The 26371-nt window shown below is 67.5% G+C and carries 17 protein-coding genes; 8 read left to right on the top strand and 9 right to left on the bottom strand.

Going from position 1 to position 26371, the window contains the following annotated elements; genetic code table 11:
* Nucleotides 1-25: 25 nt before the first annotated feature.
* The 6 genes from ACO6D6_RS01075 to ACO6D6_RS01100 all read right to left on the bottom strand — a co-directional run bounded on the left by ACO6D6_RS01075 (nt 26) and on the right by ACO6D6_RS01100 (nt 8978).
* Entirely contained in the window at nt 26-1882 is a 1857-nt protein-coding gene (locus tag ACO6D6_RS01075) for a DUF2207 domain-containing protein (protein WP_484782549.1), read from the bottom strand.
* A gap of 61 nt (nt 1883-1943) precedes the next feature.
* On the bottom strand, nt 1944-3590 hold the full coding sequence (locus ACO6D6_RS01080) for a phospho-sugar mutase (RefSeq protein WP_484782551.1): 1647 nt from the start codon (nt 3588-3590) through the stop codon (nt 1944-1946).
* On the bottom strand, nt 3587-4387 hold the full coding sequence (locus ACO6D6_RS01085) for a purine-nucleoside phosphorylase (protein WP_484782552.1): 801 nt from the start codon (nt 4385-4387) through the stop codon (nt 3587-3589). The genes ACO6D6_RS01080 and ACO6D6_RS01085 overlap by 4 nt, the downstream gene beginning before the upstream one ends.
* Nucleotides 4388-4472: 85 nt before the next feature.
* On the bottom strand, nt 4473-6221 hold the full coding sequence (locus ACO6D6_RS01090; protein WP_484782553.1) for a DEAD/DEAH box helicase: 1749 nt from the start codon (nt 6219-6221) through the stop codon (nt 4473-4475).
* Between the two features lie 61 nt (nt 6222-6282).
* Nucleotides 6283-8118 carry a glycerophosphodiester phosphodiesterase family protein gene (locus ACO6D6_RS01095; RefSeq protein ID WP_484782555.1) on the bottom strand — a complete coding sequence of 612 codons (1836 nt, stop codon included), beginning with the start codon at nt 8116-8118 and terminating at the stop codon, nt 6283-6285.
* Between the two features lie 149 nt (nt 8119-8267).
* The gene (locus tag ACO6D6_RS01100) at nt 8268-8978 is read right to left on the bottom strand and encodes a hypothetical protein (RefSeq protein WP_484782557.1); all 711 of its coding nucleotides are present in this window, start codon (nt 8976-8978) and stop codon (nt 8268-8270) included.
* Nucleotides 8979-9109: 131 nt separating this feature from the next.
* On the opposite strand from ACO6D6_RS01100, the gene ACO6D6_RS01105 reads away from it, so the two are divergent.
* Entirely contained in the window at nt 9110-9955 is an 846-nt protein-coding gene (locus tag ACO6D6_RS01105; protein WP_484782559.1) for a GNAT family N-acetyltransferase, read from the top strand.
* Here ACO6D6_RS01105 and ACO6D6_RS01110 read toward each other — a convergent pair.
* Entirely contained in the window at nt 9936-12467 is a 2532-nt protein-coding gene (locus ACO6D6_RS01110) for a DEAD/DEAH box helicase (RefSeq protein ID WP_484782560.1), read from the bottom strand. The genes ACO6D6_RS01105 and ACO6D6_RS01110 overlap by 20 nt on opposite strands.
* A 167-nt stretch (nt 12468-12634) precedes the next feature.
* On the opposite strand from ACO6D6_RS01110, the gene ACO6D6_RS01115 reads away from it, so the two are divergent.
* The 7 genes from ACO6D6_RS01115 to ACO6D6_RS01145 all read left to right on the top strand — a co-directional run bounded on the left by ACO6D6_RS01115 (nt 12635) and on the right by ACO6D6_RS01145 (nt 23960).
* Nucleotides 12635-13720, top strand: a complete 1086-nt coding sequence (locus ACO6D6_RS01115; protein WP_484782562.1) for an S-(hydroxymethyl)mycothiol dehydrogenase — start codon at nt 12635-12637, stop codon at nt 13718-13720.
* 163 nt (nt 13721-13883) lie between these two features.
* Complete coding sequence (locus ACO6D6_RS01120; RefSeq protein ID WP_484782563.1) at nt 13884-15182, top strand: SWIM zinc finger family protein; 1299 nt, start codon at nt 13884-13886, stop codon at nt 15180-15182.
* Nucleotides 15179-16630 carry a DUF5691 domain-containing protein gene (locus ACO6D6_RS01125; RefSeq protein ID WP_484782564.1) on the top strand — a complete coding sequence of 484 codons (1452 nt, stop codon included), beginning with the start codon at nt 15179-15181 and terminating at the stop codon, nt 16628-16630. The genes ACO6D6_RS01120 and ACO6D6_RS01125 overlap by 4 nt, the downstream gene beginning before the upstream one ends.
* Entirely contained in the window at nt 16627-17712 is a 1086-nt protein-coding gene (locus ACO6D6_RS01130; protein ID WP_484782565.1) for an ATP-binding protein, read from the top strand. Before ACO6D6_RS01125 ends, ACO6D6_RS01130 begins: the two co-directional genes overlap by 4 nt.
* A gap of 13 nt (nt 17713-17725) precedes the next feature.
* Nucleotides 17726-19864 carry a DUF5682 family protein gene (locus ACO6D6_RS01135; protein WP_484782567.1) on the top strand — a complete coding sequence of 713 codons (2139 nt, stop codon included), beginning with the start codon at nt 17726-17728 and terminating at the stop codon, nt 19862-19864.
* Nucleotides 19861-21009, top strand: a complete 1149-nt coding sequence (locus ACO6D6_RS01140) for a VWA domain-containing protein (protein ID WP_484782568.1) — start codon at nt 19861-19863, stop codon at nt 21007-21009. The genes ACO6D6_RS01135 and ACO6D6_RS01140 overlap by 4 nt, the downstream gene beginning before the upstream one ends.
* A 263-nt stretch (nt 21010-21272) precedes the next feature.
* On the top strand, nt 21273-23960 hold the full coding sequence (locus tag ACO6D6_RS01145; RefSeq protein WP_484782570.1) for a penicillin acylase family protein: 2688 nt from the start codon (nt 21273-21275) through the stop codon (nt 23958-23960).
* 92 nt (nt 23961-24052) lie between these two features.
* On the opposite strand, the gene ACO6D6_RS01150 is transcribed toward ACO6D6_RS01145, so the two are convergent.
* Nucleotides 24053-25411 (bottom strand): MFS transporter, encoded by a 1359-nt coding sequence (locus tag ACO6D6_RS01150; protein WP_484782572.1) that lies wholly within the window; start codon nt 25409-25411, stop codon nt 24053-24055.
* Nucleotides 25412-25423: 12 nt separating this feature from the next.
* The gene (locus ACO6D6_RS01155) at nt 25424-26368 is read right to left on the bottom strand and encodes a sugar kinase (protein ID WP_484782573.1); all 945 of its coding nucleotides are present in this window, start codon (nt 26366-26368) and stop codon (nt 25424-25426) included.
* Nucleotides 26369-26371 lie beyond the last annotated feature (3 nt).

Consider the following 26371-nt stretch of genomic DNA (forward strand, 5'->3'; position numbering starts at 1 on the left):
TTCAAGCCCAACCGACCCCGTCCGGTCACCAGGAACCCCCGCTGAAACCGCCCCCGGAGAACCCGCCGCCCCCGGAGAAGCCCGAGTCCCCGGAGGAACCGCTTGAGGACGACTGCGCTGCTTGAGCCCTCTGGGCTGCCTTCTCGGCGAAGGTGGCGTACGACAGGGAACGTGAGAAGTCGTGGGAGAAACTGTTCAGGCTCGCGTAGAACATGCCCGTCGAGTGATACAGATCCATTCCTTGATACCAGGACGTATCGACCTGATAGCTGCCTTCGGTCCCGAGTTTGGCGAACAGTTTCGTCCAGCGGTCGACGATACCGAAGATCATGGCATAGGGAAGGTAACGGCTGAAGATGTCGACGCCCTCCTCGAATCGCAGCTGCCCCTTCTCCGCGGTGCGCAGGTACAGCTCGAAACCTCGCGCCTGGGCCAGCACCGCGGAACCCTGGGCTGTGCGGGTCCCGAACCGGGGAGCCAAGAAGATCAGCCCGATGCCGAGCAGTGCGACCGGTAGGAGAATTAGACCCCAACCGGTTGCCAACCCCACGAACAGGCTGCCCACCAGCCCCGCGACGGTGAGGGAAATACCCATCCTGAACGCGGATTTGCGTGCCTTTTGCGGGTCGTCGTGGAACCATTTGCGTGAGATCACCCGCTTGTAGAGGTTGTTTCGCGCCCTGTTCTGCGTCCCGGCGTAGCGTTTGTTCCGAAGCTGATCCAGGGTGACCGTCTCGCCGGCCTTGAAGATGTCGACCATGAGCTGTTTCTCGTAGTCCGTCAGGTCATCGAGTTTCCGCTTGCTGCGGGTCAGTTGGTGATTCCTGCCCGGGAGAGCGGTCATCACGAGATAGCCGCGGACGGCCAGATCGACAATGGTTGCGGAGATGTCCACGGAATCCGCGGTGGCGTCGGTGAGGGTGCCGATCTCTCCCGGAAGGGCTCCCCCGGGCGGCTGGAAGGCGACGGCGACGTTTGCCCTGCTGCGGCGTTTGCCCACCTCGGCGGCGGTTCCGGCGGCCGGGGTCAGCCCCGGGGTGAGACCGAGAAACACCTCGTCGCGGGCTTTCCGGTTTCTCATTGACAACAACCCCGCCACGGCCCCCGCCCCGAGCAGCGTGGTGGTTATCCCCGTGGCCGGGGTGAGCGAGTACGTCTCGGAGAGGAGCTCCGAGAGGGTGGGATCCTTCGTCACTTTCTGGGTGACCCCGGGAAAGGTGCCTGCCGGGAATCCCGCGACCACTTGGACCGGATCGCCGGCCGGAATCCTGTCCACCGTGTATGATGCGCCGGCGCCGCTGGAATTGGATTCGCAGGGTGTGTGCAGTTCCTTGGCCTGCCAGCAGGCGACTTTTGAAATTGTCGCTGGGCCGGTTACGGTGACCTGGAAATTCCTGATCTCCGACTCCCAGCCGTTCATGACGTTCCAGTTGAATTCGTCCAGACCGCTCACCGCATGGTTGGTGGCGATCAAACCGGTGACCTCGTAGCTGATCCGGTAGGTCTGTGGGGTGGAATACACGGTGTTCTTCTCACCCACCCGGACGCCCAACGTTCCATTCCCGCGGGTGATTTTCGTTTCGGAGTTGGCGCCGGTGGGGGAACTCACCTGAATGTTGGAGATTCCGAAATTCAACCATTCACCCTCGTTGCCGGTCCGCTGTTTCTCGGTGAAGGAGAAAACGGGTCCCCGCCCATTGACCTTGGAGAAATCCATTTCCAGTTCGGCCTCGACGTGGGCCACCCCGTCGCTGGTGAGGTTGACGCTCACTTTCCACCAGTTGACCGGAGCCGACTCCTTGGCCCATGCCTGTGGGCTGTTCGCCAGTCCCACTAGAACCACCGTGATGACGAGGAACAACCCTCTGAACAACCTACGCATGATTCCCAGAGTAGAGGTCTCCGGGTGCAGACGGACCGTGCCTCGGGGTTGGTGGAGTCCCTCAGCCCAGGCCGAGAACGGACTGCATCTGCCCGCGTAGGGTCGTCATCCGGATCTCGGCGGCCGATCTGGCCTCCGCGCCGACCCGGGATCTCTCGGGGGTCAGCCTCACCTCCAGGTAGCACTTCAGTTTCGGTTCGGTCCCGGACGGGCGCACCACCACGTGCACCTCGTCGCCGGACAGCTCCACCGCGTCGGTTTGGGGAAGCCCGGATGCGCCCTCCGCCAGGTCGCGGTAGGTGATGGGCTCATCCAGGAGGGAAGTGGGTGGGTTCCGACGCAGCCTGGTCATGGCGTCGGCGATCAGGGAGAGATCACTGACCCGGATCGCCAGCTGGGATGTGGCGTGGAGCCCCAGCTCGGCGGTCAACTCGTCCAACCGGTCAGCCAGGGTGAGGCCCTCGGCCCGCAACCCGGCGGCCAGTTCGAGAACCATGAGGGCCGCGGTCAGGCCGTCCTTGTCCGGGACCGCTCCGGGATCGCAGCAGTAGCCGATGGCTTCCTCGTAGCCGAAGGCCAGATCCGGAACCCTCCCGATCCACTTGAAACCGGTGAGGGTGGTGACGTGATCCCGTCCCCTCGCGGCGGCCAGCGCGGCGAGGGCACCGGAGGAGACCACCGAACTGGCCAGCACTCCCTTCGTGCCTCGCCGGATCATGTGGTCGGCGAGCAGCAGACCCAGTTCGTCGCCCGTCAGCATCCGCCACCGGCCGTCGACGACAGCGGCGACCGCGCACCTGTCGGCGTCGGGGTCGTTCGCCACCACCAGATCGGCCCCGGTTTTCCCGGCCAGCGCCAAGGCCATGTCGATCGCACCGGGTTCCTCCGGGTTCGGGAAGGCGACGGTGGGGAAGTCCGGGTCCGGTTCGGCCTGTTCGGGAACCTCGTGGGCGGGAGGGAACCCCGCCGCTGCCGTCAGTTCCCGGAGGGTGCGGGCCCCCACACCGTGCATCGCGGTGTGCACCCAGGTGATCTCACGGGCAGCCCCCTCCGGGACGAGACCGGCGCCCCGGGCCACGTAGTCGCGGGTGATCTGGTCACACATCACCCTGTATGAGTCGCTGCGCGGAAGCCGGGCGAGGGAATCGACGGGGTGGGCGGCGATGCGGGCGGCGATCTGCGTGTCCGTCGGCGGGATGATCTGTGACCCGTCACCGAGGTAGACCTTGTAGCCGTTGTCGGCGGCCGGGTTGTGGGAGGCCGTCACGACGATCCCCGCGACGCAGCCGTAACGGCGGATGCCGAAGGAAACCAGGGGGGTCGGGACGGGGGTTCCCGTGAGCAGCACCTTGAAACCCGCCCCGGCCAGGATCTCCGCGGTGTCGCGGGCGAACTCCTCGGACTTGTGGCGGGCGTCGTGGCCGACCAGCACCTGCCCGCCGGCGTGGCCGTGTTCCTCCAACCAGTCGGCCAAGCCAATCGCGGCCTGGGCAACCACCAGGCGGTTCATGCGGTTCGGTCCGGCCCCCATCCGGCCCCTGAGCCCGGCCGTGCCGAAGACCAACGGGCCGCTGAAGGCATCCTCAATGATCTCCGAGGCTCCTGGATCCCCGGAATCGGCCGCCCCCAGCAGCTCCTCGAGCTCGGCGCGGGTGTCCGGGTCGGGGTCGGCGGCCAGCCAGGAGCGGGCCGCATCCCGGGCGGTCACAACACACCCACTATTCCCGCCAGCAACGAGGCCAACCGCGGCCCGGCATCGCGCCCGGCCTGCAGCACCTCGGCGTGGTCGAGTCCCGCCTCCGCCAGGCCCGCGGCGGCGTTGGTCACCAGGGAGAGCCCCAGCACCTCCAGCCCGGCCTCTCGGGCGGCGATGGTTTCGAGCGCGGTCGACATCCCGACCAGGTCTCCCCCCAGCAGTCCCGCCATCCGCACCTCGGCGGGGGTTTCGTACTGGGGGCCGCGGAACTGCACGTAGACGCCCTCGGGCAGTTCCGGGGCAACGGTGCGGGCCAGGTCGCGCAGCCGACCCGAGTACGCCTCGGTCATGTCCACGAAGGTCGCTCCCCGCAACGGGGTGGCCCCGGTCAGGTTGATGTGGTCTCGGATCAGAACGACGGTGCCCGGCGCCCACGCCGGGTTCAACCCGCCGCAACCGTTGGTGAGAACCAGAGTGGAGGCTCCCCAGGCGGCGACGGTGCGCACCCCGTGGACCACCGGGTCGACCCCCCGGCCCTCGTAGTAGTGGGTGCGGCCCGTCAGGACCGCGGCAGTCCTGCCTCCCGCGGTTCGGACCAGTTTCAGGACACCACCGTGTCCCTTCACGACGGGTTTGCGGAAACCCGGTACCGCTCCGAGCGTGATCTCGCCGAGTCCTTCACCCAACTGATCGGCCCCGGCGGACCAACCGGAACCCAGCACCAGCGCCAGGTCGATGCGGTCCAGGCCGAACCGGGAGGAGAGGAACTCGACTGCCTCGCGCGCCATTTTCTTGGGGTCATCGCTCATGCCCCAAGCGTAGTAGCGGGCGAGCCGGAAAACAGGACTCCCGGCCGTGTCAGCCGGGGCCCGCCGACCGGTCCAGTGCCGGCGATCAGCGCCTGAGCCAGGCCCTCGCCCTGGTGATGCGTTCGGCAACCTGTTCGGTCGTCGCCTGGGCCAGCGGTGGGCCGCCGCACTCGCGGCGCAGGTCGGCGTGGACGTGGCTGTGGGGGCGTTGTTCCAGGCGAGCCAGCTGGGCCACCAGGGAGTTGAGTTCCTTGCGCTGGTTCGCGAGTGCCCGGTGCAGCGGCACCTCCGGTTGCGACTTCGGATCCCTGCGTTCGCGCCGTCTGAGCTGGCGGCGTTGCCGCTCGGCCAGGAGGGTGCTCACCTGCTCGGGTTCCAGGAGACCGGGTAGTCCCAGGTAGTCGAGTTCGTCCTGCGAGGTGGGTTCGGCGTGCATCCCGAAGGCCTGGGACTCGAACAGCACGTGGTCGAAGGTGGCCTGGGATTCGAGGGCCTCGAACTCGCCCAGGAGGTCATCGGAGGCCGTTTCTTCGCGGTTGGCCGCATCGATGAGGGCCTCCGTCTCCGCCCAGATGTCGGTTTCCCCGGAGCGGGGACGTCCCAGCACGTGGTCGCGTTGCCTCTCCAGCGTCGCGGCGTGGGCCAGCAGGATCGGCACGGTGGGCAGGAACACCGTCGCCACCTCGCCGCGCCGCCTCGAACGCACGAACCTGCCCACCGCCTGGGCGAAGAACAACGGAGTCGAGGTGGATGTCGCATAGACCCCGACCGCCAACCGTGGCACGTCCACACCCTCCGAGACCATCCGGACCGCCACCATCCAGCGATCCTGCCCCGCGGCGAACTCCTCGATCCTCCCGCCGGCCCTGGCGTCGTCGGAGAGGATCACGGTGGGGCGTTTCCCCGTGATCCCGGTCAGGATCTTCGCGTAGGCGCGCGCCACGGACTGATCGGTGGCTATCACCAGGCCGCCTGCATCGGGGATGGCGCGACGCACCTGCGTCAGGCGCTGGTCAGCAGCCCGCAGCACGGCGGGGATCCACTCGCCCGTCGGCGACAGGGCGGTGCGCCAGGCGTGGGCGGTCAGGTCCTTGGTGAGCATCGTTCCCAGGTCGGCGTCGAGCACCTCCCCGGAACGCATCCGCCAACGCATCTGCCCGCCGTAGTTCATGAAGATCACGGGCCGCACCACGTGGTCCGCCAGGGCCTCCCGGTAGCCGTAGGTGTAGTCGGCCCGCGAGGTCCTGACCCCCGACTCGGATTCCTCGTAGGTCACGAACGGGATCGGGCTGTCATCGGAGCGGAACGGGGTACCGGTGAGAGCCAGGCGGCGGGTGGCCTCGGAGAAACCCTGCAGGATGCCGTCCCCCCAGCTCCTGGTGTCGCCCGCGTGGTGGATCTCGTCGAAGATCACCAGCGTGGAAACCTGGTTGCACAGTGCCTCATAGGCGTAGGCGCGCAGGGAAACCCCGGCGTAGGTCACCACCGATCCGTCGAACTGCCTGGATCGTCCCCGCCTCACCCCGCCGGTGCCCGGATCCAGATGGATGCCGACCCGGGCCGCGGCATCGGCCCACTGCGTCTTGAGATGTTCGGTGGGGGTGACCACCACGACACGTTTCACGGTCCGGGTGTGCAGCAGCTGATGGGCGACGCGCAACGCGAAGGTCGTCTTGCCCGCCCCGGGGGTGGCCACGCACAGGAAGTCTCGGGGCCGGGTGGTCTCGTACAGCTCGAGGGCGGCCACCTGCCAGGCCCGGAGACTCTGCGCGGTGCCCCAGGCGGCGCGTTGCGGGAACGCGGGGGAGAGGTGTTCGAACGCGGAGGAAGTCATACGGCCCCGAAGCGTACCCCAGGTCCGCGGCACCCCTGCGCCGCCACGGCGCCGGAGCCTCCTACTCGATGAGCTCACGCATCAGCACGTCCAGTGGGGCGGCCTGCCGGCGTTCCTCCGCGACGGCCTGCCACTGCCGGATCCGGTCGGTGATCACGGCATCCACCGGCCAGTTGACGAATTTCCACATCGATTCCTCGGTGTTGACGGTCCAGACGGCGGCGCGTTTACCGGCCTCGTGGATCTGCGCGATCGTGTCGGATGTGGCGGCGTCCTCCTCAAGGATCAGGTAGTCGCCGACCAGGTGCGCGGTGTCCCCGAAGGACAGGAAATAAATGAAACCGCTCGTCACCTCGGGGTGGCGTTCCTCAATTCCGGTGATCAGTTCGTACTTGAGCGATATCACCACCACGTGGTCCAGCATGTCGTGGCGTTTCACGGCCGCCACGGCGTCGTCGGCCATCTGCTGGTCGGCGCTGCGGCCCTTTAGTTCGAGGAAGATCCCGATGCGCCCGCGGGTTGTTTCCAGGAGCTCCTCCAGGGTGGGCACCCTGACGTTGCTGAATCTGCCATTCGATTTCTCGCCGAGATCCAGCTCCCGGATCTCGGCCAGTGTCATTTCGTGAACCGCGCGGCGTTCGTGGGTGAACCGCGAGAAATTATCGTCGTGGAAAACCACGTACTGGCCGTCCAGGGTGCGCTGGATGTCCACCTCGACGTAACCGGCCCCGGCGGTGATCGACTGCTCGACCGCCTCCATGCTGTTCTCCACCGCGGTGTCCTCCGGTCCGCCGCGGTGCCCCACCACGGCGATGTCGGGCGCGGCCGTCAGCTCGTCGGCGGTGACGGTGAAGAAACCGGCGATGCCGACCACGAACGCCACGACGAGAAAACCGAGTGCGACCCGGTGCCCCAGGACGCGGTCGAGGAGGCTCGGACGTTTCTTGGGAGGCATGGTGGGCACGACATCGGCCAACGGCCTGAGCGGATCGGATTCGGGCAATTTCCGCAGGAAGGCGTAGTAGCGGTTGGTGAGCAGGTACAGCTCCAGCGGCACCACGAAACTGGCCATCAGGCCAACCACCAGGGCCAGCAGGATCACGAAAACGGAACCGACGAAGGTCGCGAGGGCGGTGGCATCCTCCGGGACGGCCATCATGCTCAGGAGATGGAGACCGGAGACCGCTCCGACGATGAGCGCGGCGAGGAGGGCGAAGAACAGGATCGCCAGAAGCATGAAGGCCACGAAACGCAGCACATTCGGTTTTATCAGGCGAATGCTCGCCCTGATGGCGGCGAGGGCCTTGAGATCACCGAGCAACATGAAATGGAAGACGAAAACGATCATCAGGGCCGCGACGTGCATCAGGGCCACGAGACCCCAATAAGCGGTGGCGTACAGGGGGTTGGCAAAAATGGCGGCGGTGATGAAATTCGGAATGCGTAACCCGGTGAGGAAACTCGGGTTCAGCGCCGAACCCGTCAGCGGCAGCACCACCAGTGCGAATGGCAGGAGAAGGACCAGACCCGGTCCGGCGATCTTGAACAGGGAACGGAGGATGCTGCCGATGACGGTGAGGTAGGAGGGTTTGGTGTCGCTCCCGATCGCGATGGCGCTCAGTTTCACGAACCCGCCAACCTCCAGCAGGGTCGTCAGCAACACCATCGTCAGGGCCAGCAGAATGAACAGCGCCCCCGGGGTGGACAGCAGGAACCGGCCCGCGTTGGCGTTGTTCAAGGACACCAGGCCCCGCATCGCGAACAGGTATTTCGCGGCCCACCAGAACAGGGGGAAGAGAACCGCGGCCCGGAGGATGCTCGTGACGACCAGATACCGGAACATGAGGCCGGTGGATCGCAGGAATCCACCGATCCCCTCTCGAAGTTCCCTGAACACGTGAACCGCCTACCCTCATCGGACGAGTGCCTCATTTTTCCGCACGACCGGGTCTCCCGCCACCGGGCGGGCCGTCACGTCTCCGGAAAGAGGGAGCTGCGGGCCCTGGGCATGGATTCGGCCCCGGAGGAAAACCGGGGCCGAATGGATCAGTCGTCGAGGAGCCCCATCAGGAGGGAGAACCCCCCGAACAGCAGTGCGCCTTTCGCCAGTCCCTGGACCACCGGATCCATCCCGTAGGGTTCGTAGTAGCCGCGCGCGTAGGCGGCGTGCCCCTGATCCTTCCAGTAGGGCACCGCCTGGTAGCCCTGCTGGACCATGCGGATGTGCGGGTCCGCCCCGGAGGTGACCCGGGCCGCATCGAGTGCACAGGCCGGGACCTCGCGCGGCGCGCCGCCGGGGGGAGCCCAGGTGACGTTCTTGGTGGAGGGTCCGTGGGCCGGGTCGAAGAAGCACGGCGGGCGGCGTTCAGGTACCGGTTTGCCCTGGGCGCGGGACTTCACGCAGGCCATCGCGTAGCGTCCCTCCTCGAGGATGTGGGCGATGGCGGTGGCGTCGGATTCGTAGCGCGCCTGGTTCATGGCCTGTTTGGCGTTCTCGTAGGCATCGAGGGCCTCCGAGTAGTTCGTCCGGGCCTCCTCGCTCAGCTCGATGCCCACAACGTCCAGGTCAAGATCGCGCAACTCGTCGCCGAAACGTGTGATGTCGGCATCCAGGGACGCGCGTGCCGCATCCCCGATGGGGGTCTCGCCGTATTGCACCGGTCCCGCGCCGAGCTGTTGCGGCTGCTGGCCCCCGTTCAATGCGCGCGAACCCCTGAGAGCCAGGAAGATCATCCCGGCAACAATCATCATGATCATGAAGCCACCAAGGCTCACGGTAAATCACTCCTAGAAAGCGCCCTGTAGTCTCAGGTTACGCCACACCACCAAAACGGGGCCGGGTGGTTCCCGCGGGTTTCCCGTGGTGGGTGAAGGGAGCGGGCGACATCGTGGAAACCTCGATACAGGTCAGGAGCTGGGAAGAACTGACCCGGGACGAGTTCTTCGAGATCGTGTCCTTGAGATCCGAGGTGTTCTTCGTGGAGCAGCGCATCGACATTCCCGACCTCGACGACCTCGACAGGCATCCCGGGACCCTCCACTGGTGGGTCGCCGACGAAACCGGTTGCGCGGGATACCTGCGAACGGTGCTGCTCGGTGAACCCGAACTGGGGGCGACCCGGTCCTTCGGGAGGGTGGCCGTCAGGGCCGATCGGCGCGGCGAAGGCCTGGCACGCGCACTGGTCGCGGCCGTGCTGGGACGCTTCGGCGGGCAGCCGATCGTGATCCACTCGCAGAGCCGTGTGGTTCCGTTCTACCGCGGATTCGGATTCGAGCCGGTGGGGCCGGAGTACCCGGAGGCGGGCATACCGCACACGAGGATGCGAAGGCCGGGGGAGATCCGGGTCAGTGCTGTGGTCCTCACCGACACTACGGGCCGGGTGCTTATGGTCCGCAAACGCGGCACCGATGCCTTCTTCAATCCGGGTGGGAAACCCGAACCGGGGGAAACCCCGGAGCAGTGTGCTGTCCGCGAGTTGCGTGAGGAGATGGGGCTGGAACTCGACCCGGGGGAGCTGCTGCCATTGGGAAGGTTTCGTGCCGCGGCTGCCAACGAGGCCGACACCGTCGTTCTCGCCGACGTCTTCCGCGCCCCCGCCCCCCTCGACCGGCTCCCGGTTCCGCGGTCCGAGATCGAGGAGGCCCGATTCGTGGACCCGGCCTTCCCGGAACCCGGATGGGCACCCCTGTTCACCGAGCGGATCCTGCCCCTGCTCAACCATCCAGTCGGCTGAAGTCCAAGGTGCGCAGCACGAGCTCCCCGGCCTCGTCGCAGGCGTCGAGATCGACGGTGGCGAAGATGGACCAGTCGCGGTTGCCCGAGGGATCGTCGATGATCTGACGCACCTCCCAGAGTCGGCCGTTCCTCTTCGGCTCGACGACGAAGAACGCGGGGCCGCGCGCATCCGCGCCGACGCCGATGTCCTCGTGCTCGTCCCAATAGTCACCCAGGGCGTCATCCCAACGCTGCCTGGTCATGGGATCCCCGCTGGTCAGGGCGGTCAAACCGTCCACGTCGTCGTCGGCACACAGCTCCACGCGCCGCCACATGGCGTTTCGCACCATCACCTTGAAGGCGCGCTCGTTGCCCGTGACGGGCCGGGCAGGGGCAGCCGCCTCGGCTCGTTGCCCGACGGGAACCCCGGCCAGGGTCGCGAGTTCGTTCCACTCGTCCAGCAGCGACGAATCCACCAGTCTGGTCACCTCACCGAGCCAGGCGATCAGGTCCTCCAGTTCGTCGGTGCGCAACCCCTCGGGAATGCTCTGCCGCAACGCCCGGTAGGCGTCGGTGAGGTAGCGCAGCAGCAATCCCTCGGTGCGCTGCAGCTTGTAGTGGGCCACGTACTCGCCGAAGGTCATGCCCTGGGTGTACATGTCCCGCACCACCGACTTCGGGCTGACCGGGGTCTCCGACAGCCAGGGATGCGCCACCGAGTACTCGATGTGGGCCTGCTCCAGCAGCTCGGCAAGGGGCTGGGGCCAGGTGATCTCCTCCAGGGCCTCCATGCGTTCCTCGTAGTCCCAGCCGTCGGCCTTCATCTCCGCGACCGCCTGGCCGCGCGCCCTGAACTGCTGGGCAAGCAACACCACCCGGGGATCCTCCAGGGTCGCCTCGATCACGGAGACCACATCGAGGGCGTAGTCGGGGGAGTCGGGGTCGAGGGTCTCGACCACCGCCAGGGCGAAGGCCGACAGGGGCTGGTTCAGCGCGAAGTCACGCTGCAGGTCGACGTTCAGCCGGTAGCGGCGACCGCCGGGGGTCGGTTCGGGCAGTCGGGTGATCACCTCGGCCCGCAGCAACGACCTGCCGAGCCCGGCGGCGCGGCGCAGCATGGCGCGGCGTGCCTTCGGTTCCGGGTTGGTGGAGTCGATCAGACGGGTGACCGCGAGGCCGGTTTCCTCGTCCCGCTGCAACAGGTTCAGCAGCAGGGAGTGGCTGATCCTCATCCGGGCGTGCAGCTGCTCCGGGGATGAATCGATCAGCTTGGTGAAGGTGGCTTGCGTGTAGTTGACGAAACCCTCCGGTGGTTTCTTGCGCCTTACCGAGCGCAGTTTCTTCTCGTCCCCCTGGTGTTTGGCCAGGATCCGGGCGTTCTCCACCTCGTGCTCGGGGGCCTGGGCCACCACGTTGCCGATGGAATCGAAACCGGCGCGGCCCGCGCGGCCCGCGATCTGGTGGAACTCGCGGCTGCGCAGCACCCGCTGGCGTCGGCCGTCGAACTTCGTCAGGGAGCTGAACAGCACGGTGCGGATGGGAACGTTGATGCCGACCCCCAGGGTGTCGGTGCCGCAGATCACCGCCAGCAACCCGCGCTGGGCCAGTTGCTCCACCAGGCGCCGGTAACGAGGCAGCATCCCGGCGTGGTGGACCCCGATCCCGCCGCGCAGCAGCTTGGACAGCGTCGCCCCGAAACCACCGGCGAACGGAAACCCCGAGATGGCCTGTTTCAACTCCTCCGGGACCGCGGCACCGGCCTTGCGCACCACCCCCTGGCTGAGCAGGGCCGTTGCCTGTTCGACGGCCGCCCCCTGGGTGGGGTGGACGATGTAGACGGGCGCCTGGTGGGTTTCGACGATCTCCGTGATGGTCTCGTGGAGCGGCGCCAGCGACCAGCGGTAGGTGAGCGGGACGGGACGGGACGCCCCACCGATCACGGCCGTCTCACGGCCGGTGCGCAGGGTCAGGTCATCGGCCAGTTCCGTCACATCCCCGAGGGTCGCCGACATGATCACGAACTGCGCCTGGGGGAGTTCCACCAGCGGAACCTGCCACGCCCAGCCGCGTTCCGGTTCGGCGAGGAAGTGGAACTCGTCCATCACCACCTGCCCGACATCGGCGCCGCGCCCCTCCCGCAACGCCAGATTGGCCAGGATCTCGGCGGTGCAGCAGATGATGGGGGCGTCGGCGTTGACCGAGGCGTCCCCCGTGACCATCCCGACCCGCTCGGCCCCGAACGCTTCGCACAGGGCGAAGAACTTCTCGTTCACGAGGGCCTTGATGGGGGCGGTGTACCAGGTGCGGCGCCCCTCCGCCAGGGCCGCGAAATGGGCGCCGAGCGCGATCAACGACTTCCCGGAGCCCGTGGGTGTGGTGACGATGGCGTTGTCGCCCGCGAGAACCGCCAGCAGCGATTCCTCCTGGTGCGGGTACAACGAGATGCCCGAGGACTCCACCCAGCCGGTGAAGACATCGAGGAGGGCATCGGGGGAGGGATCCCGGGGCAGGAGGTCGCTGAGGTTCGTCATGGCGTCCCCGATTCTCCCACGAAGCCGAAGCAGGGCAGTCGCGCGTTGTTTCCCGAAGCCGGAACCGCGATTCGCGCTCCCGGGAACCGGCATCCCCGGGCTGTGGGTTTTCTGTGAACCCGGCCGCAGGGGTTTACGGCACAGGTTCCCTGCATAGCCTCGAGGACATGGAAACAGTGCGTGGCCTGGTCGCAATGTCAAAGGGTGCCCCCGTGACGCTCGAGGAGATCGTCATGCCCGGCCCCGCCCCGGGGGAAGCGGTCGTGCGGATCCTCACCTGTGGGGTCTGCCACACCGACCTGCACTACCGGGACGGCGGCATCAACGACGACTTCCCGTTCCTGCTGGGACACGAGGCGGCGGGGATCGTGGAACGCATCGGCGAGGGGGTGACCAACGTGTCCCCGGGGGATTTCGTGGTGCTGAACTGGCGGGCCGTGTGCGGCACCTGCCGGGCGTGCGGACGCGGCGAACCCCAGTACTGCTTCGCCACCTTCAACGCATCCCGGCCGATGACCCTCACCGATGGCACAGAACTCACCCCGGCGCTCGGGATCGGCGCCTTCGCCGAGAAAACCCTCGTCCACTCCGGGCAGTGCACCAAGGTCGATCCCGGGGCGCGCCCGGCCGCGGTGGGGCTGCTTGGTTGCGGCGTGATGGCGGGGCTCGGAGCCGCCATCAACACCGGGGAGGTCAAGCACGGCAAGAGCGTCGCGGTGATCGGCTGCGGTGGGGTCGGATGCGCGGCCGTCGCCGGCGCGTCGCTGGCCGGTGCGGGACGGATCATCGCGGTCGACCGGGACGAGAGGAAACTTCGCTGGGCCCGTGATCTGGGGGCCACCGATGTGGTGGACAGCAGGAAACAGGATCCCGTGACGGCGATCCGCGACCTCACCGAGGGCTTCGGGGCCGATGTGGTGATCGACGCCGTCGGCCTGCCGGAAACCTGGGAACAGGCCTTCTACGCCCGCGACCTGGCGGGAACCGTCGTGCTGGTCGGGGTGCCCGCCCCGGAAGAGAAGATGCCCCGGATCCCACTGCTCGACGTCTTCAGCCGGGGCGGTTCCCTGAAATCGAGCTGGTACGGCGACTGCCTGCCCAGCCGTGACTTCCCGGTGCTCGTCGATCTCTACCGCCAAGGACGGCTGGATCTCGACGCCTTCGTCAGCGAGGAGATCGCCCTGGGCGAGGTGGAGCAGGCCTTCGACCGGATGAAACAGGGCGAGGTCCTGCGATCGGTGGTGGTCCTGTGAACGCCGGACGAACCACTGCCCCGGTCGTCCCGGACACCGAGGGAGCGATGCGAGTGACCCACGGGAACGGGGCCTTCCTGCGCCTCCTCCCGCCGAAGGAGCGTTGATCCCGGTCAATTCCCGGGAGGTTTCTTGTCGGTGGTGCCCGTTACTCTCTGGGGCCATGGGTGAACCGTGGACAGAGGATCGGGTCGAGGCAGCCGCCCCCGACGCCTCGTCGATCAAGGCGGGCCGCAAACTTGCCACACCTGGTCCCTGGTCCGAGATCGGAATCCAGGGGGATCTGCTGTGGGGCGCCTGCCAGGGGTCGGGGAAAACACCGTACCGGGTGAGCATCGAGGTGGCCTCACCCGCTTACAAGTGTTCCTGCCCCAGTCGCAAATTTCCCTGCAAACACGCCCTCGCCCTGCTGTTCCTGTGGTCCCAGGGCCGGGTTTCCGAATCCGGTGAGGTTGCCGGGTTCGCCTCCCAGTGGGCGGAGGCACGTGAGACAAGGGCGGCAAGGAAAACTGAACCGAGGGAACGAACGGAGGAGCAGAAGGCGGCCGCCGTCAAAAGGGCGGCGCAACGGGAGGAGAGAATCACCGACGGCCTGACCGAGCTGGATCGTTTCCTGGCCGACCAGCTCCGCGAAGGCCTGGCCACCCACGCGGGGGACCGCTCGCGGCGCCTGGAGCACATGGCGGCCCGCATGGTCGATGCCCAGGCCCCCGGCGTCGCATCCCGGCTCCGGGAACTCGCCGCCCAGCCGTCGTCGGGCGACTGGCCCACCCGTGTCGTCGATGAGTACGGTTCCCTGCACCTCCTGGCCCGGGCGTGGGCCGGGCGCGAGAAACTACCCGCTGATCTGGTCGCCACCGTGCGATCCCACATCGGGTTGAGCACCCGCACCGAGGACGTGCTCGCGACCCCCGGTCTCAGGGACCGCTGGGTGGTGCTGGGCATGCGTGACGCCGACGAGGAACAGGTCAGCGTGCGGCGCGTCTGGCTGTGGGGCCGCGACACCGGCACCCGCGCCCTCGTGCTGTTCTTCGCCCGGGCCGGCGACGGCTTCGACACCGGTCTCTATCCGGGTTCCGAGATCGACGCCGACCTCCACTTCCATCCCGGGCGGCCCCGGCTGCGGGCGGTCGTCGGGACCCGGCGCGCCGAGTCCCGGCGGGTCGACGGCTGGGACATCGTGGGCGATGACGTCGCCACCGCGGTGGCCCAGTTCCGCGAGGCCGTCGCGGCCGACCCGTGGTGCGAGGCCTGGCCGGTGGCCATCCACGGGTCGCTGACCTGGGACGACGGAGCGTGGCTGGTCGCGGATCGGGCCGTGCCCCTGATCGGCAACACCACCGACCACTGGCGCCTGCTCGCCGAGCTGGGCACCACCCCCACCACCGTGTTCGGTGAGCTCGGTGCCGACGGTATGCGACCCATCGCCCATCTGCAGGAAGCGACGGTGCACCCGCTGTGAAACCCGCCCAGCTCATCGCCGTTTCCCTGGTGGGCGGCCCCGAACCGGATCTTCTCGACCACGCGGCCCGGCAGGCCAGCGTGCACCGCGCCCACGTTCGCACCCGCGATCTACCGAAGCCCTCGCCCGCTCCGGCGCAGGAACCCAACCAGCCCCCGAGAGCGTTCGTCACCACGGTGAATGCGGTTCGTGCCCGTCCCCCGGCCATGCGCGACCCGATCCTGCTCGAGGCGTTGGGGCTTCTCGCTGAAGCGGGACTGGTACTGCCCACCCGGCTCATTGTCCCGCTGCTGGAGATTGCCGAGGGCAACCGGGACATCGCGGCCGCGCTTCCCGCGGTGCTGGGATCCCGGGGCCGCTGGCTGGTGGGGCTCGGCGATGTCTGGCCGCGGGGTCAGGTCGTGGCCGAACCGGAATCGTTGGACTGGGACGAGGGAAGCCTCCCCGAACGCGTCGCATGGCTGCGGCACCTGCGCGCCACCGATGCCGCCGCGGGGCGGGAACTGGTCGAACAGAGCCGGAAGGAAAAGGCCCCCGACCGGGCCAGGTTCGTCGACGCCCTGGAGGTGGGGCTGGGGCCGGAGGACGAGGAACTGCTCGAGGGATTCCTGAAGGACCGTTCCAAGGAGGTGGGGCGCACCGCCGCAGGGCTCCTCGCCAGGCTCGAGGGATCGGCCTACCTGGCCCGCGCGGTCGAGTTGGCCCGCGCTGGCTTCAGATGGGAGGAGAAACCCCGGAAAGGGCTGCTCGGGAAACTGCGCACCTCGCAACGCTCCATCATCGCCGTGGCGCCACCCGAGAAGGACCTGGCCGCCGACTTCCACGCCGATGTCGCCTCGATCCGCGTCGCCGAAGGGCCGGCCGGGCGGGTGCAGCGCCTCGTCGCGGTGGTGCCGCCGAGGTGTTGGGCGGAGCTGGGGTTCAGCGTCCCCGAGCTGGCCTCCGGGGTGCTGCTCGACGACGAACCGGTTCCGCTCGCCCGGGCGTTGACCCGTGCCGTGCTCCGCTGGGGTGACGCCGATGCCGCCCGTGAGCTGTTCGACGAGCGTCCCGTCCCGGCCCTCGCGCTGCTACAGCCCCCCGCGGTCCGTGACGCCTTCCTGGCGGAAGCGATCCGTGCCACCACACTCAAGCAATTCCCCGACCTGTGTCACCTGTTGCAGCAGCGGGACGGGATGCGTCTCGGTCCCGAGACGGCCGATGCTGTCCTGGACGGCATCCGGGCCTGTGTGAACGCCAATGCCGGTGTTCACCAGGCCGCCACACAACTTCTGGCCTTCTCAACCGATCCCCGGGACATTCCCCAGCTGCTGGACCGGATCACAGCACTCAACGGGGATCCCGACATTCCCCAACCCGGTAAGCGCGCCGTACGCGACGCCATCGCCGCCCTGACCCTGCGCCAGAGCATCCACGAATCCATCGCCCACACCAAGGAGCCCAGATGACCGAGACCGTGCTTCGCCCACACGCCGAACAGGCCTTCGCCCACGAACTCGACGCCCTGGCCAGGATCGACGACAAACCACGCCCGGCGAACTGGCGGCTCTCACCCTGGGCGGTGGTGCAGTACCTGATGGGGGCCACCCTTCCCGACGGCACGCAGATCACCCCGAAGTACGTGGGAAACCGGAGATTGATCGAGGTCGCCGTGGCGACGCTCGCCACCGACCGGGCCCTGCTGTTGCTGGGTGTGCCGGGCACCGCCAAGTCGTGGGTCTCCGAACACCTGGCGGCCGCGGTCTCCGGCAACTCGACGCTGCTGGTGCAGGGCACCGCGGGCACCGCCGAGGAGGCCGTGCGCTACGGCTGGAACTACGCCCGCCTGCTCGCGGAGGGACCATCGGAGGCGGCGCTGGTGCCCTCACCGATCATGACCGCGATGGAGCGCGGCGCCATCGCCCGGGTCGAGGAACTCACCCGGATGCCATCCGATGTCCAGGACGGCATGATCACCACCCTCAGTGAGAAGACACTGCCCGTGCCGGAGCTGGGCATGGAGGTGCAGGCCCGCGCCGGGTTCAACCTGATCGCCACCGCCAATGACCGGGACCGCGGCGTCAACGACCTCTCCAGCGCGCTGCGGCGCCGTTTCAACACCGTCGTGCTGCCGCTGCCCTCGAGCGCCGAGGAGGAGCTCAAGATCGTCACCAAGCGGGTAGCGGAGCTGGGACGTTCCCTGGAACTGCCCGAGGCCACCGATGCGATCGCCGAGATCCGCCGCGTCGTGACGGTTTTCCGGGAACTGCGGCAGGGCCACACCGAGGACAACAAGACCTCCCTGAAAACCCCGTCCGCCACCCTCAGCGCCGCCGAGGCGATCTCGGTGGTGACCAACGGGTTGGCGCTGGCCGCGCACTTCGGCGACGGTGTGCTGCGGGCCGAGGATGTCGCGGCCGGCATCGTCGGAGCGGTTGTGAAGGACCCGGTGGCCGACCAGGTGATCTGGCAGGAGTACCTCCAGACGGTGGTTCGGGAGCGCGCCGAGTGGAAGGACTTCTACCGGGCCTGCCGCCAGGTGGCGCGGTGATCGAGGACCGTCCATGAGCGAGATCCGGATCTACGGGATCCGTCACCACGGACCGGGGTCGGCCCGGTCGCTGCTGCGCGCCCTCGACGACTTCGCCCCCGACGCGGTCCTCATCGAGGGTCCCGCGGACGCCGACGCGATGGTCTCCCACGTGGCCGGCCTGAAACCCCCGGTCGCGCTGCTGGCGTGGGTGGTCGGCGAACCATCCCGGGCCGCCTTCTGGCCGTTCGCCACCTTCTCGCCCGAATGGCAGGCCCTCGACTGGGCCACCCGCAACTCCCGTCCCGCATCGTTCATCGACCTTCCCAGCTCGCTCGGCCTCGCCCGCTCCCGGGATGAACGCACGGTGGAATCGGATCCGCTGGGCCTGCTGGCCGGGGCCGCCGGGTACGACGACCCGGAACGTTGGTGGGAGGACCTCGTCGAGCAGCGTGACGAGGACGTCTTCGAAGTGATCGCCGAGGCCATGGCCGCGGTCCGCGAGAGCGGCGACGATGACCAGGAGACCCTGCTGCGTGAGGCACACATGCGCAAGGCGCTGCGAGCGGCGAAACGCGCCCACGAGAAAATTGCTGTGGTGTGCGGGGCCTATCACGTCCCGGCGCTTACCGCGAAGGTGAAGGTGGCCGACGACAACGCACTGCTGAAACAGCTGCCGAAGGTGAAAACCCAGCTCACCTGGGTGCCATGGTCCCACGGGAGGCTGGCCGCTGCCTCCGGTTACGGGGCCGGGGTTCGTTCCCCCGGTTGGTACCACCACCTGTTCGCCGCCCCCGACCGTCCCGTCGAACGCTGGCTGACCCATGTCGGCGCCGTGCTGCGTGAACACGACCTGCCCACCTCGTCCGCACACGTCATCGAGGGCATCCGGCTGGCCGATGCCCTCGCGGTGCTGCGCGGCCGCCCCATGCCCGGGCTGCCCGAGGTGCAGGAGGCCACCCTGGCGGTGCTGTGCGAGGGCAGCGACCTGGCCCTCGACCTGGTCACCCGGGAGGCGATCGTCGGTGAACTGCTCGGGGAGGTGCCCGACGAGGTGCCCCGCACCCCGTTCGACGCGGATCTCACGGCAACCGCGCGGCGGCTCAGACTCAAACAGGAGGCCACCGAGAAGGAACTCGACCTCGACCTGCGCAAGGAGAACGGTCTCGCCAGATCCTGTTTCCTCAGGCGCCTGAGAATCCTCGGCATCGGCTGGGGCACGCCCGCCGGAAGTTCCGGCACCGGCACCTTCAAGGAGACCTGGCGTCTGCTGTGGGAACCGGAACTCTCCATCGCAGTGGTGGACGCTTCGCGCTGGGGCAATACCGTCGAGACCGCCGCGGCGGCCCGGCTGCTGGACGACGTCGACGACCTGGCCGGGGTGACCCGGGGCGTGAACGAGGCACTGGCCGCCGACCTGTCCGCGGCCATGCCCGAACTGCTGCGGCTCCTTGACATCCGGGCGGCGGCCGAAACCGATGTCGCGCGGCTGCTGGCGGCGCTTCCCGATCTCGTGCAGGCGTATCGCTACGGCGATGTGCGCGGCACCGACACCGGGCGCCTGGGGGATGTGGTCGCGGCCCTCCTGGGGCGCGCCTGCGCGGGTTTTCCCGTCGCCCTGGGCGGGCTGGCGCCGGATTCGGCCGACCGGTACCGGAAGCTGATCGACAAGGCGAACGCCGCTGTCGGGCTGCTCGGGGAGGAATCCCGACAGCTGTGGCGGAACACGCTGCTGGCCGCGGCCGATCGCCACGACCTTCCCGGTCTGCTGGCGGGACGCATCGTCAGGTTGCTGTTCGACGGCGGCGACCTGGGAGTCGACGAGGTGCAGCAGCGGCTGTCGCTGGCCCTGTCGGGAGGCCACGCCCCGGGTGAGCAGGCGGCCTGGGCCGAGGGGGTGCTGTCGGGCAGCTCGTTGCTGTTGCTCCACTCCCCGGCTCTGCTGAAGGTGTTCGACACCTGGGTGATGGGGCTGCCGGATGAATCATTCACCGACGTGCTCCCGGTGGTCCGGCGGGCTTTCGGCGGCTGGGAACGACCCGAACGGCGGGCCCTGGCGGGGAAGGTCGCGAACCTCGACGGAGCCGACCCGGTGGTTGAGGAAGAACTGGACCTGACCGAGTTCGCGGCGGTGCTCGCAACCGTCGACGAGATCCTGGAGAGCGCACGATGAACGACGAACGCGACCGGCGCTGGCGGCTGCTGCTGGGGACCGCCCCGGAGGGCGCCGAAGAAACCCTGTCCCGGCAGGATGCCGCCATGGATGCCGCCCTGGCCGCCCTCTACGACAACCAGAGCGGCGACGGGCAGAAACGACGTGCCGGGCTCGGTGCCTCGGCACCGAGGGTGGCGCGGTGGCTCGGCGACATCCGCACCTACTTCCCGTCGCGGGTGGTGCAGGTGATGCAGGCCGACGCCATCGACCGGCTGGGCCTCAAACAGCTGCTGCTGGAACCGGAGATGCTGGAGACCGTCGAGGCCGACGTGCATCTGGTGGCCACCCTGGCCGGCCTGGGACGGGTCATGCCGCAGAAGGCCAGGGCCAGCGCCCGCGAGGTCGTGGCCCGGGTGGTCAAACAGGTGGAGGAGAAACTCGCCGACAAGGTGCAACAGGCGGTCCGGGGTGCTTTGAACCGGGCCGCCCGCACCAACCGGCCCCGCCTGAACGACATCAACTGGTCACGAACGATCGCGGCGAACCTGGGCAACTACCTTCCCGAACTGAACACCGTCGTGCCCGAGCGACTAATCGGCTACGGCCGCAAAAACAACGGTTTCCAACGGGAGATCGTGCTGGTGGTCGACCAGTCGGGTTCCATGGCGACGTCGGTGGTCTATGCCAGCATCTTCGCGGCCGTGCTGGCCTCCATCAAGGCGGTGAAAACCCACCTCGTGGTCTACGACACATCGGTCGTGGACCTCACCGATCAGCTCAGCGACCCCGTCGACGTCATCTTCGGCACCCAGCTCGGCGGCGGCACGGACACCAGCAAGGCCCTCGCGTACTGCGAGCACCTGGTGCAGCGCCCCCGCGAGACGGTGATGGTCCTCATCAGCGACCTCTACGACTTCAAACCCGAACAGATGCTGCGCCAGATGAGCCAGTTCCAGCAGCAGGGAGTCACGATGGTGACCCTGCTGGCGCTTGACGACAACGGCACCCCCAGCTACAACCACGACGTGGCGGGCAGCCTGGCCGCCATGGGAATCCCGTCATTCGCCTGCACCCCCGACGCCTTCCCGGAGCTGATCGCCCTAGCGATCAACAGGGGTGACCTGGCGGGCTGGGCCTCCGCGGAAAAGGCAGCGAAGGCGTAGTCGGTGGTGACGAGCGGCGGGACACGGATCACTGAACGGGCGGGGCGCTTCTGGAGGGCCAGCAGCGTTGCTCCCACTGCCGAACATCCGCCGTGGCACGTGAAGAACCCGTAAGGGTCAGGTAGGGGGAAGGGCCTGATGGGGTAGTGGACCACGGGCGGATGCCTGGCCACGACGGAAGACAATAACGTTCTCGGGGGTTCTGGCCACATGTGTGGGGAACGGGTGAGGGAATCGACGATACGCCTCCGGGAGAATGAGAAATGTCCAAGAAAAAGAAAACGCTGCGGCGAGTGCTGTTCACCGTGCTCGCCGTTGCCGTTGGTCTGGTCCTGGTAGCGACCGCTGCCGTGGTCGTGGTGCTGAGAGGACCCTTTCCGAAGCACTCTGGTGAGGTGATCCTGAGTGGACCACGTGCCGAGATCAGGGTGCTGCGCGACGACCGGGCCGTACCCCACATCCATGCCACCACCGACCACGACCTGTTCTTCGCGCAGGGATACGTGCACGCCCAGGAACGTTTCTTCCAGATGGACCTGTCGCGTCACATGGCCTCCGGGCGACTGGCGGAACTCGTGGGGGAGTCCGGGAAGGAATCGGACATCACGGTGCGCACCATGGGATGGCGCCAGGTGGCGGAAAAGGAGTGGGAACTGCTGTCGGATGAGGCCCGCGGATTCTACGAGGCCTATGCCGAGGGCATCAATGCCTACATATCGGGGAAACAACCGTGGCAGCTGGCCAATGAGTACGCCGTGCTGGGCTTGAGCCTGCCCGTCGCCGACATCGAGCCGTGGACCAGCATTGATTCGCTGGTCTGGCTCAAAGCCATGGCCCGGGACCTGAGCGGGAGCTTCGGGATCGAGGTCGAACGCATGGGCTACCTTCAGAAACTGGGTAGTCCGTCGGCGGTGGAGGAGCTGTTTCCGGGGGCCGAGGAGGAGAAACGCAGGCCGATCATCGGGCAGGAGACGGCGGGGAGCAACCTGCGGCCACGTGCCGAGTATCCGGTGGCTGACCCGCTGCCGCTGGAAACTCAGGAAACGAATCCCGAGGACTGCCCCGAGCCCGATCAGTTCCTTTCACAGTCGCCTGAAACCGGCGGCGAAACACCCTCGATGAGTTCCGGCGACGCCATCGGGGCGCTCCAGAGCGTCCAGCAGGCGATGGAGACCGTGCCGCATCTGCTGGGCGACGGCCCGGCGGTCGGATCGAACTCCTTCGTGATCTCGGGGCAGCACACCGCATCCGGGAAACCCGTCATCGGCAACGACCCCCACCTCCAGATCGCCTACCCCTCGGTCTGGTTCCAGGTCGGTCTGCACTGCGAGCAGCTGAACGGGGAATGCACCTTCGATGTCTCCGGGTTCTCCATGGCCGGTATGCCGGGAGTCATGATCGGGCGCAATGCCGACCTGGCCTGGGGCCTGACCAATCTTGGCGGTGACGTCAGCGACCTGGTGGTCGAGAAGAACGTCGGCGAGAATTTCTACCAACGCGACGGCAGGTGTCTCGCCTATCAGACCCGTACCGAGACGATCCGGGTTGCTGGCGGCGAGGATGTCGAGATTCGGGTGCGGACCTCGGTGCACGGTCCCGTCGTCTCCGGGCTGCTCGCGCCGGACGAACAGTTCAGGCCGGTTCCCGGTGCGTCGGAGAATCTCTCGGTGGCCCTGCAGTGGACCGCTCTGATGCCCGACAGGACCGGTGAGTCTTTCTTCGCGCTCAGCCGTGCCACGAATGCTGAGGATGTCTCTGCCGCGGCGGCCCTGATGGCGAATCCGGCGGAGAACATCCTGTTCGCCACTGCCTCTGGTGACATCGGCTACCAGGCCCCGGGCAAGTACCCGGTGAGACCGGTCAAGGCCCCGGCCGACGGGCGGGGTGGTGTCGCCCACGAGGCGGACAACCTGGGGGCCGATGGCCGCTGGCCGCGCCCCGGCTGGGATTCCAGCTACGACTGGCAGGGGTTCTACGCCCCCTCGGACATGCCTGCCGTGCTCAACCCGGCAGACGGGATCATCGTCCCGGCGAACCAGCCGGTCACGCCCGAGGCCAGCGGACCCTACCTCGGTTCTTACTACGTTGCGGGCTATCGTTCCCAGCAGATGTACGACGCCATCGCGCAACTCGCAGCGCAGGGCCCCGTCACGCTGGAGGAGGCGTCGAAGATCATGCTCCTCGACGGCTCGCCGCAGGCCCAGGAACTCGCCCCCGCCCTGACCGCGGTGGAACTGAACGATGAACGCCACGAGGAACTGCAATCGGAACTGGCCCGCTGGTACGAACGGGGCGGCCATTACGCCGTTGATGAGCCGGGGGCGATGATCATGGCGTCGCTCTTCTCGCACCTCAGCAATGCGGCCCTGGCGGACGACGGGGGCGCGTACCCGACAACCCAGTTGATGGGGAAACTGATTTCAGAACCCCAGAACCCGCTGTGGGATGACAAGAACACCCCAGAGGTGGAGGACGCAGCTCAGATCATGCGCCGCGCCTACGCCGAGACCGACGCCGAGCTGACCGCCCGGCTGGGCCGGGACCACACCGCGTGGCGGTGGGGCGGCCTCCACGTCCAGACTCCGAGGCACCAGATCCTGGGAGGTGAGGGCCTGCCCTGGTTCATCAGGGACCACTTCAGCCAGAAACCACGGGCTGTCGGCGGTGGGTTCGAAATTCCCAATGCGAACAGCTACGACGAGAGCGTCAAGGACAACGGACAGGTCGACTACGAGGTGATCGCGGGGCCCTCCATGCGCATGGCGGTGGATCTGAGCGATGTCGACCGGGCCCGGTGGGTGATCTCCTCGGGAAGCTCCGGGCACCCTTGGTCGTCACACGTCGCGGACCAGTTCGAGGCCTGGGCCACGGGTGAATTCTTCGACTGGCCCTTCAGCCGTGAGGCCGTCGCCGCGGCGACACGGAATACCCTGACGTTGCGACCCGAATAATCTCTGCGCGGGACCGGTGATCCCGGCCCGGAGAAAACCGATCTCCGTGTTCCCCGGCTCATCCCGGGGAACACGGAGATCGATGTGGTGGATCAGATCTTCTCCAGGGAGACGTTGCGGGTTTCCTTGGCGAACATGTAGAGCACACCGCCGATGACCAACAACACCGCGAACAGGTAGAACGCGGGTGGTACGGCGTCCCGGGTGACGTTCTGTTTGATGGCGTCACCGCCGATGAGGGCGCCCATCAGGAACGGTCCGACCACCTTGGCCATCGCACCGATGCCGTAGCCGAGCCCCAGCCCGGTGGATCGTGCCTCGTTGGGGAACTGCTCCGCCCCGAAGGCGTTCAGGATGCCGAAAGCACCGTCCCCGAAGGTCATGACGATCAGGATCCCGGCGAAGAAGAGCCACGGGTCCTGCGCGAGTGCGGCGATCACGCAGCCGACCGCGCCGAGCAGGCCGAAACTCAGCATCACCCAGCGGCGCCCGATCCGGTCGGCCAGCCACGCCGATCCGAGGCGCCCGAGCATGTCGGCCACCGACACGATGGTGAACAACCCACCCACCATGGCCGCCTCGAAACCGAAACCGTCCTTGAGCAGGGTCTGCCCCCAGGACTGGACCGTGAAGGAACCCAGGATGAAGCTGAACGAGCCGAGGGTGATGATGGCGAGTTGCTTCGGATACTTCCGGAACACGACCCCGAACGACGACTTGCTCGTGGCCTCGATCCGCGGCAGGGCGCCAACCTGTTCAGCCGGGATCTGCAGGGCCCAGGCATACGCCGACCTCGCCTCCTCATCGCGCCCGGTTATCTGGAGGAAACGTGGTGATTCCGGCATCTGGCGCAGCCAGATCAGCAGCAGGATGGGTACTGCCCCGAGCGCGATCAGTCCGCGCCAGCCGATGGGGCCGGCGAGCCATTGCTGGGCCTGGGCGCCCAGCAGCAGACCCAGCGGGATGAACACGGAGGCCAGGCCCGCCAGCAGGCCACGGCGTTTCGCGGGCACGAATTCCTGCACGTAGGGAATGGACGTGATGTTCAGACCACCGACGCCCATGCCGACCAGCACCCGCAGCACGGCGAGCATGATCCAGCCGCGTTCGGGGGTCAGGAGGGTGATGGCCGTGAACACGGTGAACAGCAGCACGCACCAGAAGAAGCAGCGGCGCCGCCCGATCCGGTCGGCCAGTGCTCCCCACATGATGGAGCCGATGACGGTTCCGAGCCCGGAACAGGCCAGGATGATCCCGGCCTCCCAGCCGGTGAGGTTCCAGGGTTTTGTGAGCAGCGAGACCACGAACCCGATCAGGAACATGTCGAAGAATTCGGAGATGTTGGCCACGATCACGAGGGCGATCAGGTTCTTCTGGTTACCGGTCAGGGGTTTCGCGTCGATCTGATCGCTTGCGGTCTGCGCAGCGGGAGGAACGTTTTGAGTGCTCATCGGATCCTCCAGTCAACGGATGATGTCGGTGGTGGTGGGAATCGCCAGCTCCGACGGGGTGATGTGGGTGAGGTCGCCGTGATGGGTGAGGGCGTACTTGGAGACCCGCAGGCCGTAGCTGATTCCCTGACGCACGTCGCCACCCAGGAAACCGTGCAGCGTGGCGGCGACGAATGAGTCACCGGCGCCGGGACGGTCTATGACGGGAACGATGTCCACCTGGCGGTCGTCGAGACCGTCGGGTCCGGCGTAGTAGACGCCGTTGTGCCCGTCGGTGGAGACGACGTACTCCGCCCCGAAGGCCTCACGGAGCTGGCGCGAGACCTCGGCCCGTTCACCTTCCATCCCGAAGACGATTCCGGCGTCCTTCCGGGAGCAGAAGATGATCCTGCTCCTGGATGCGATTCCCGTCAACACCTCGCGGGCCTTCTCGGGGCTCCAGAGGAGACCGCGGTAGTTCACGTCGAGGGCGATGTCGATGTTCCGTTCGTGGGCGGCGTCCACGAAGTGACGGATCACCTTGGCGGTCGCCTCGGTCAGGGCGGTGGTGATCCCGGTGACGAACACCAACCGGGTGTTCAGCATCGAGTCCCAGTTCACGTCCTCGACACGGATCTCACGGAAGGCGGTGTTCAAGCGGTCGTAGGTGACCCGCGATGGCATGGGGGGTTCACCGGGTTCCATGAAGTAGAGCGCCACCCTTCCCTCGGGCACCCGGATCATGTTGCTCATGTCCACCCCGACCGAGCGGAACTCGGAGATGCAGCGCTCCGCCAGGTCGCTGTGCGGCAGCACCGAGCACCAGGACGTGTGGCGGCCCAGCTGGGAGAGGAGCCCCGCGACATTGGCCTCGGAACATGCCGCGGTCATGCGCAGCTGACGGGTGTTGGAGAGCCGTTCCCCCTGGGGGACGGTCAGGCGGATCTGGCCTTCGCCGATGGTTGTGAGGTCGAACATCTG

It is taken from the genome of Arachnia sp. (genome assembly GCF_057238465.1).

Excerpts from the sequence above, each read along its gene's own strand:
- ACO6D6_RS01150 (WP_484782572.1), bottom strand. The coding sequence starts at position 25,411 with ATGAGCACTCAAAACGTTCCTCCCGCTGCGCAGACCGCAAGCGATCAG.
- ACO6D6_RS01145 (WP_484782570.1), top strand. The coding sequence starts at position 21,273 with ATGTCCAAGAAAAAGAAAACGCTGCGGCGAGTGCTGTTCACCGTGCTC.
- ACO6D6_RS01140 (WP_484782568.1), top strand. The coding sequence starts at position 19,861 with ATGAACGACGAACGCGACCGGCGCTGGCGGCTGCTGCTGGGGACCGCC.
- ACO6D6_RS01100 (WP_484782557.1), bottom strand. The coding sequence starts at position 8,978 with ATGATCATGATGATTGTTGCCGGGATGATCTTCCTGGCTCTCAGGGGT.
- ACO6D6_RS01110 (WP_484782560.1), bottom strand. The coding sequence starts at position 12,467 with ATGACGAACCTCAGCGACCTCCTGCCCCGGGATCCCTCCCCCGATGCC.
- ACO6D6_RS01130 (WP_484782565.1), top strand. The coding sequence starts at position 16,627 with ATGACCGAGACCGTGCTTCGCCCACACGCCGAACAGGCCTTCGCCCAC.
- ACO6D6_RS01075 (WP_484782549.1), bottom strand. The coding sequence starts at position 1,882 with ATGCGTAGGTTGTTCAGAGGGTTGTTCCTCGTCATCACGGTGGTTCTA.
- ACO6D6_RS01155 (WP_484782573.1), bottom strand. The coding sequence starts at position 26,368 with ATGTTCGACCTCACAACCATCGGCGAAGGCCAGATCCGCCTGACCGTC.
- ACO6D6_RS01120 (WP_484782563.1), top strand. The coding sequence starts at position 13,884 with ATGGGTGAACCGTGGACAGAGGATCGGGTCGAGGCAGCCGCCCCCGAC.
- ACO6D6_RS01135 (WP_484782567.1), top strand. The coding sequence starts at position 17,726 with ATGAGCGAGATCCGGATCTACGGGATCCGTCACCACGGACCGGGGTCG.
- ACO6D6_RS01085 (WP_484782552.1), bottom strand. The coding sequence starts at position 4,387 with ATGAGCGATGACCCCAAGAAAATGGCGCGCGAGGCAGTCGAGTTCCTC.
- ACO6D6_RS01090 (WP_484782553.1), bottom strand. The coding sequence starts at position 6,221 with ATGACTTCCTCCGCGTTCGAACACCTCTCCCCCGCGTTCCCGCAACGC.
- ACO6D6_RS01115 (WP_484782562.1), top strand. The coding sequence starts at position 12,635 with ATGGAAACAGTGCGTGGCCTGGTCGCAATGTCAAAGGGTGCCCCCGTG.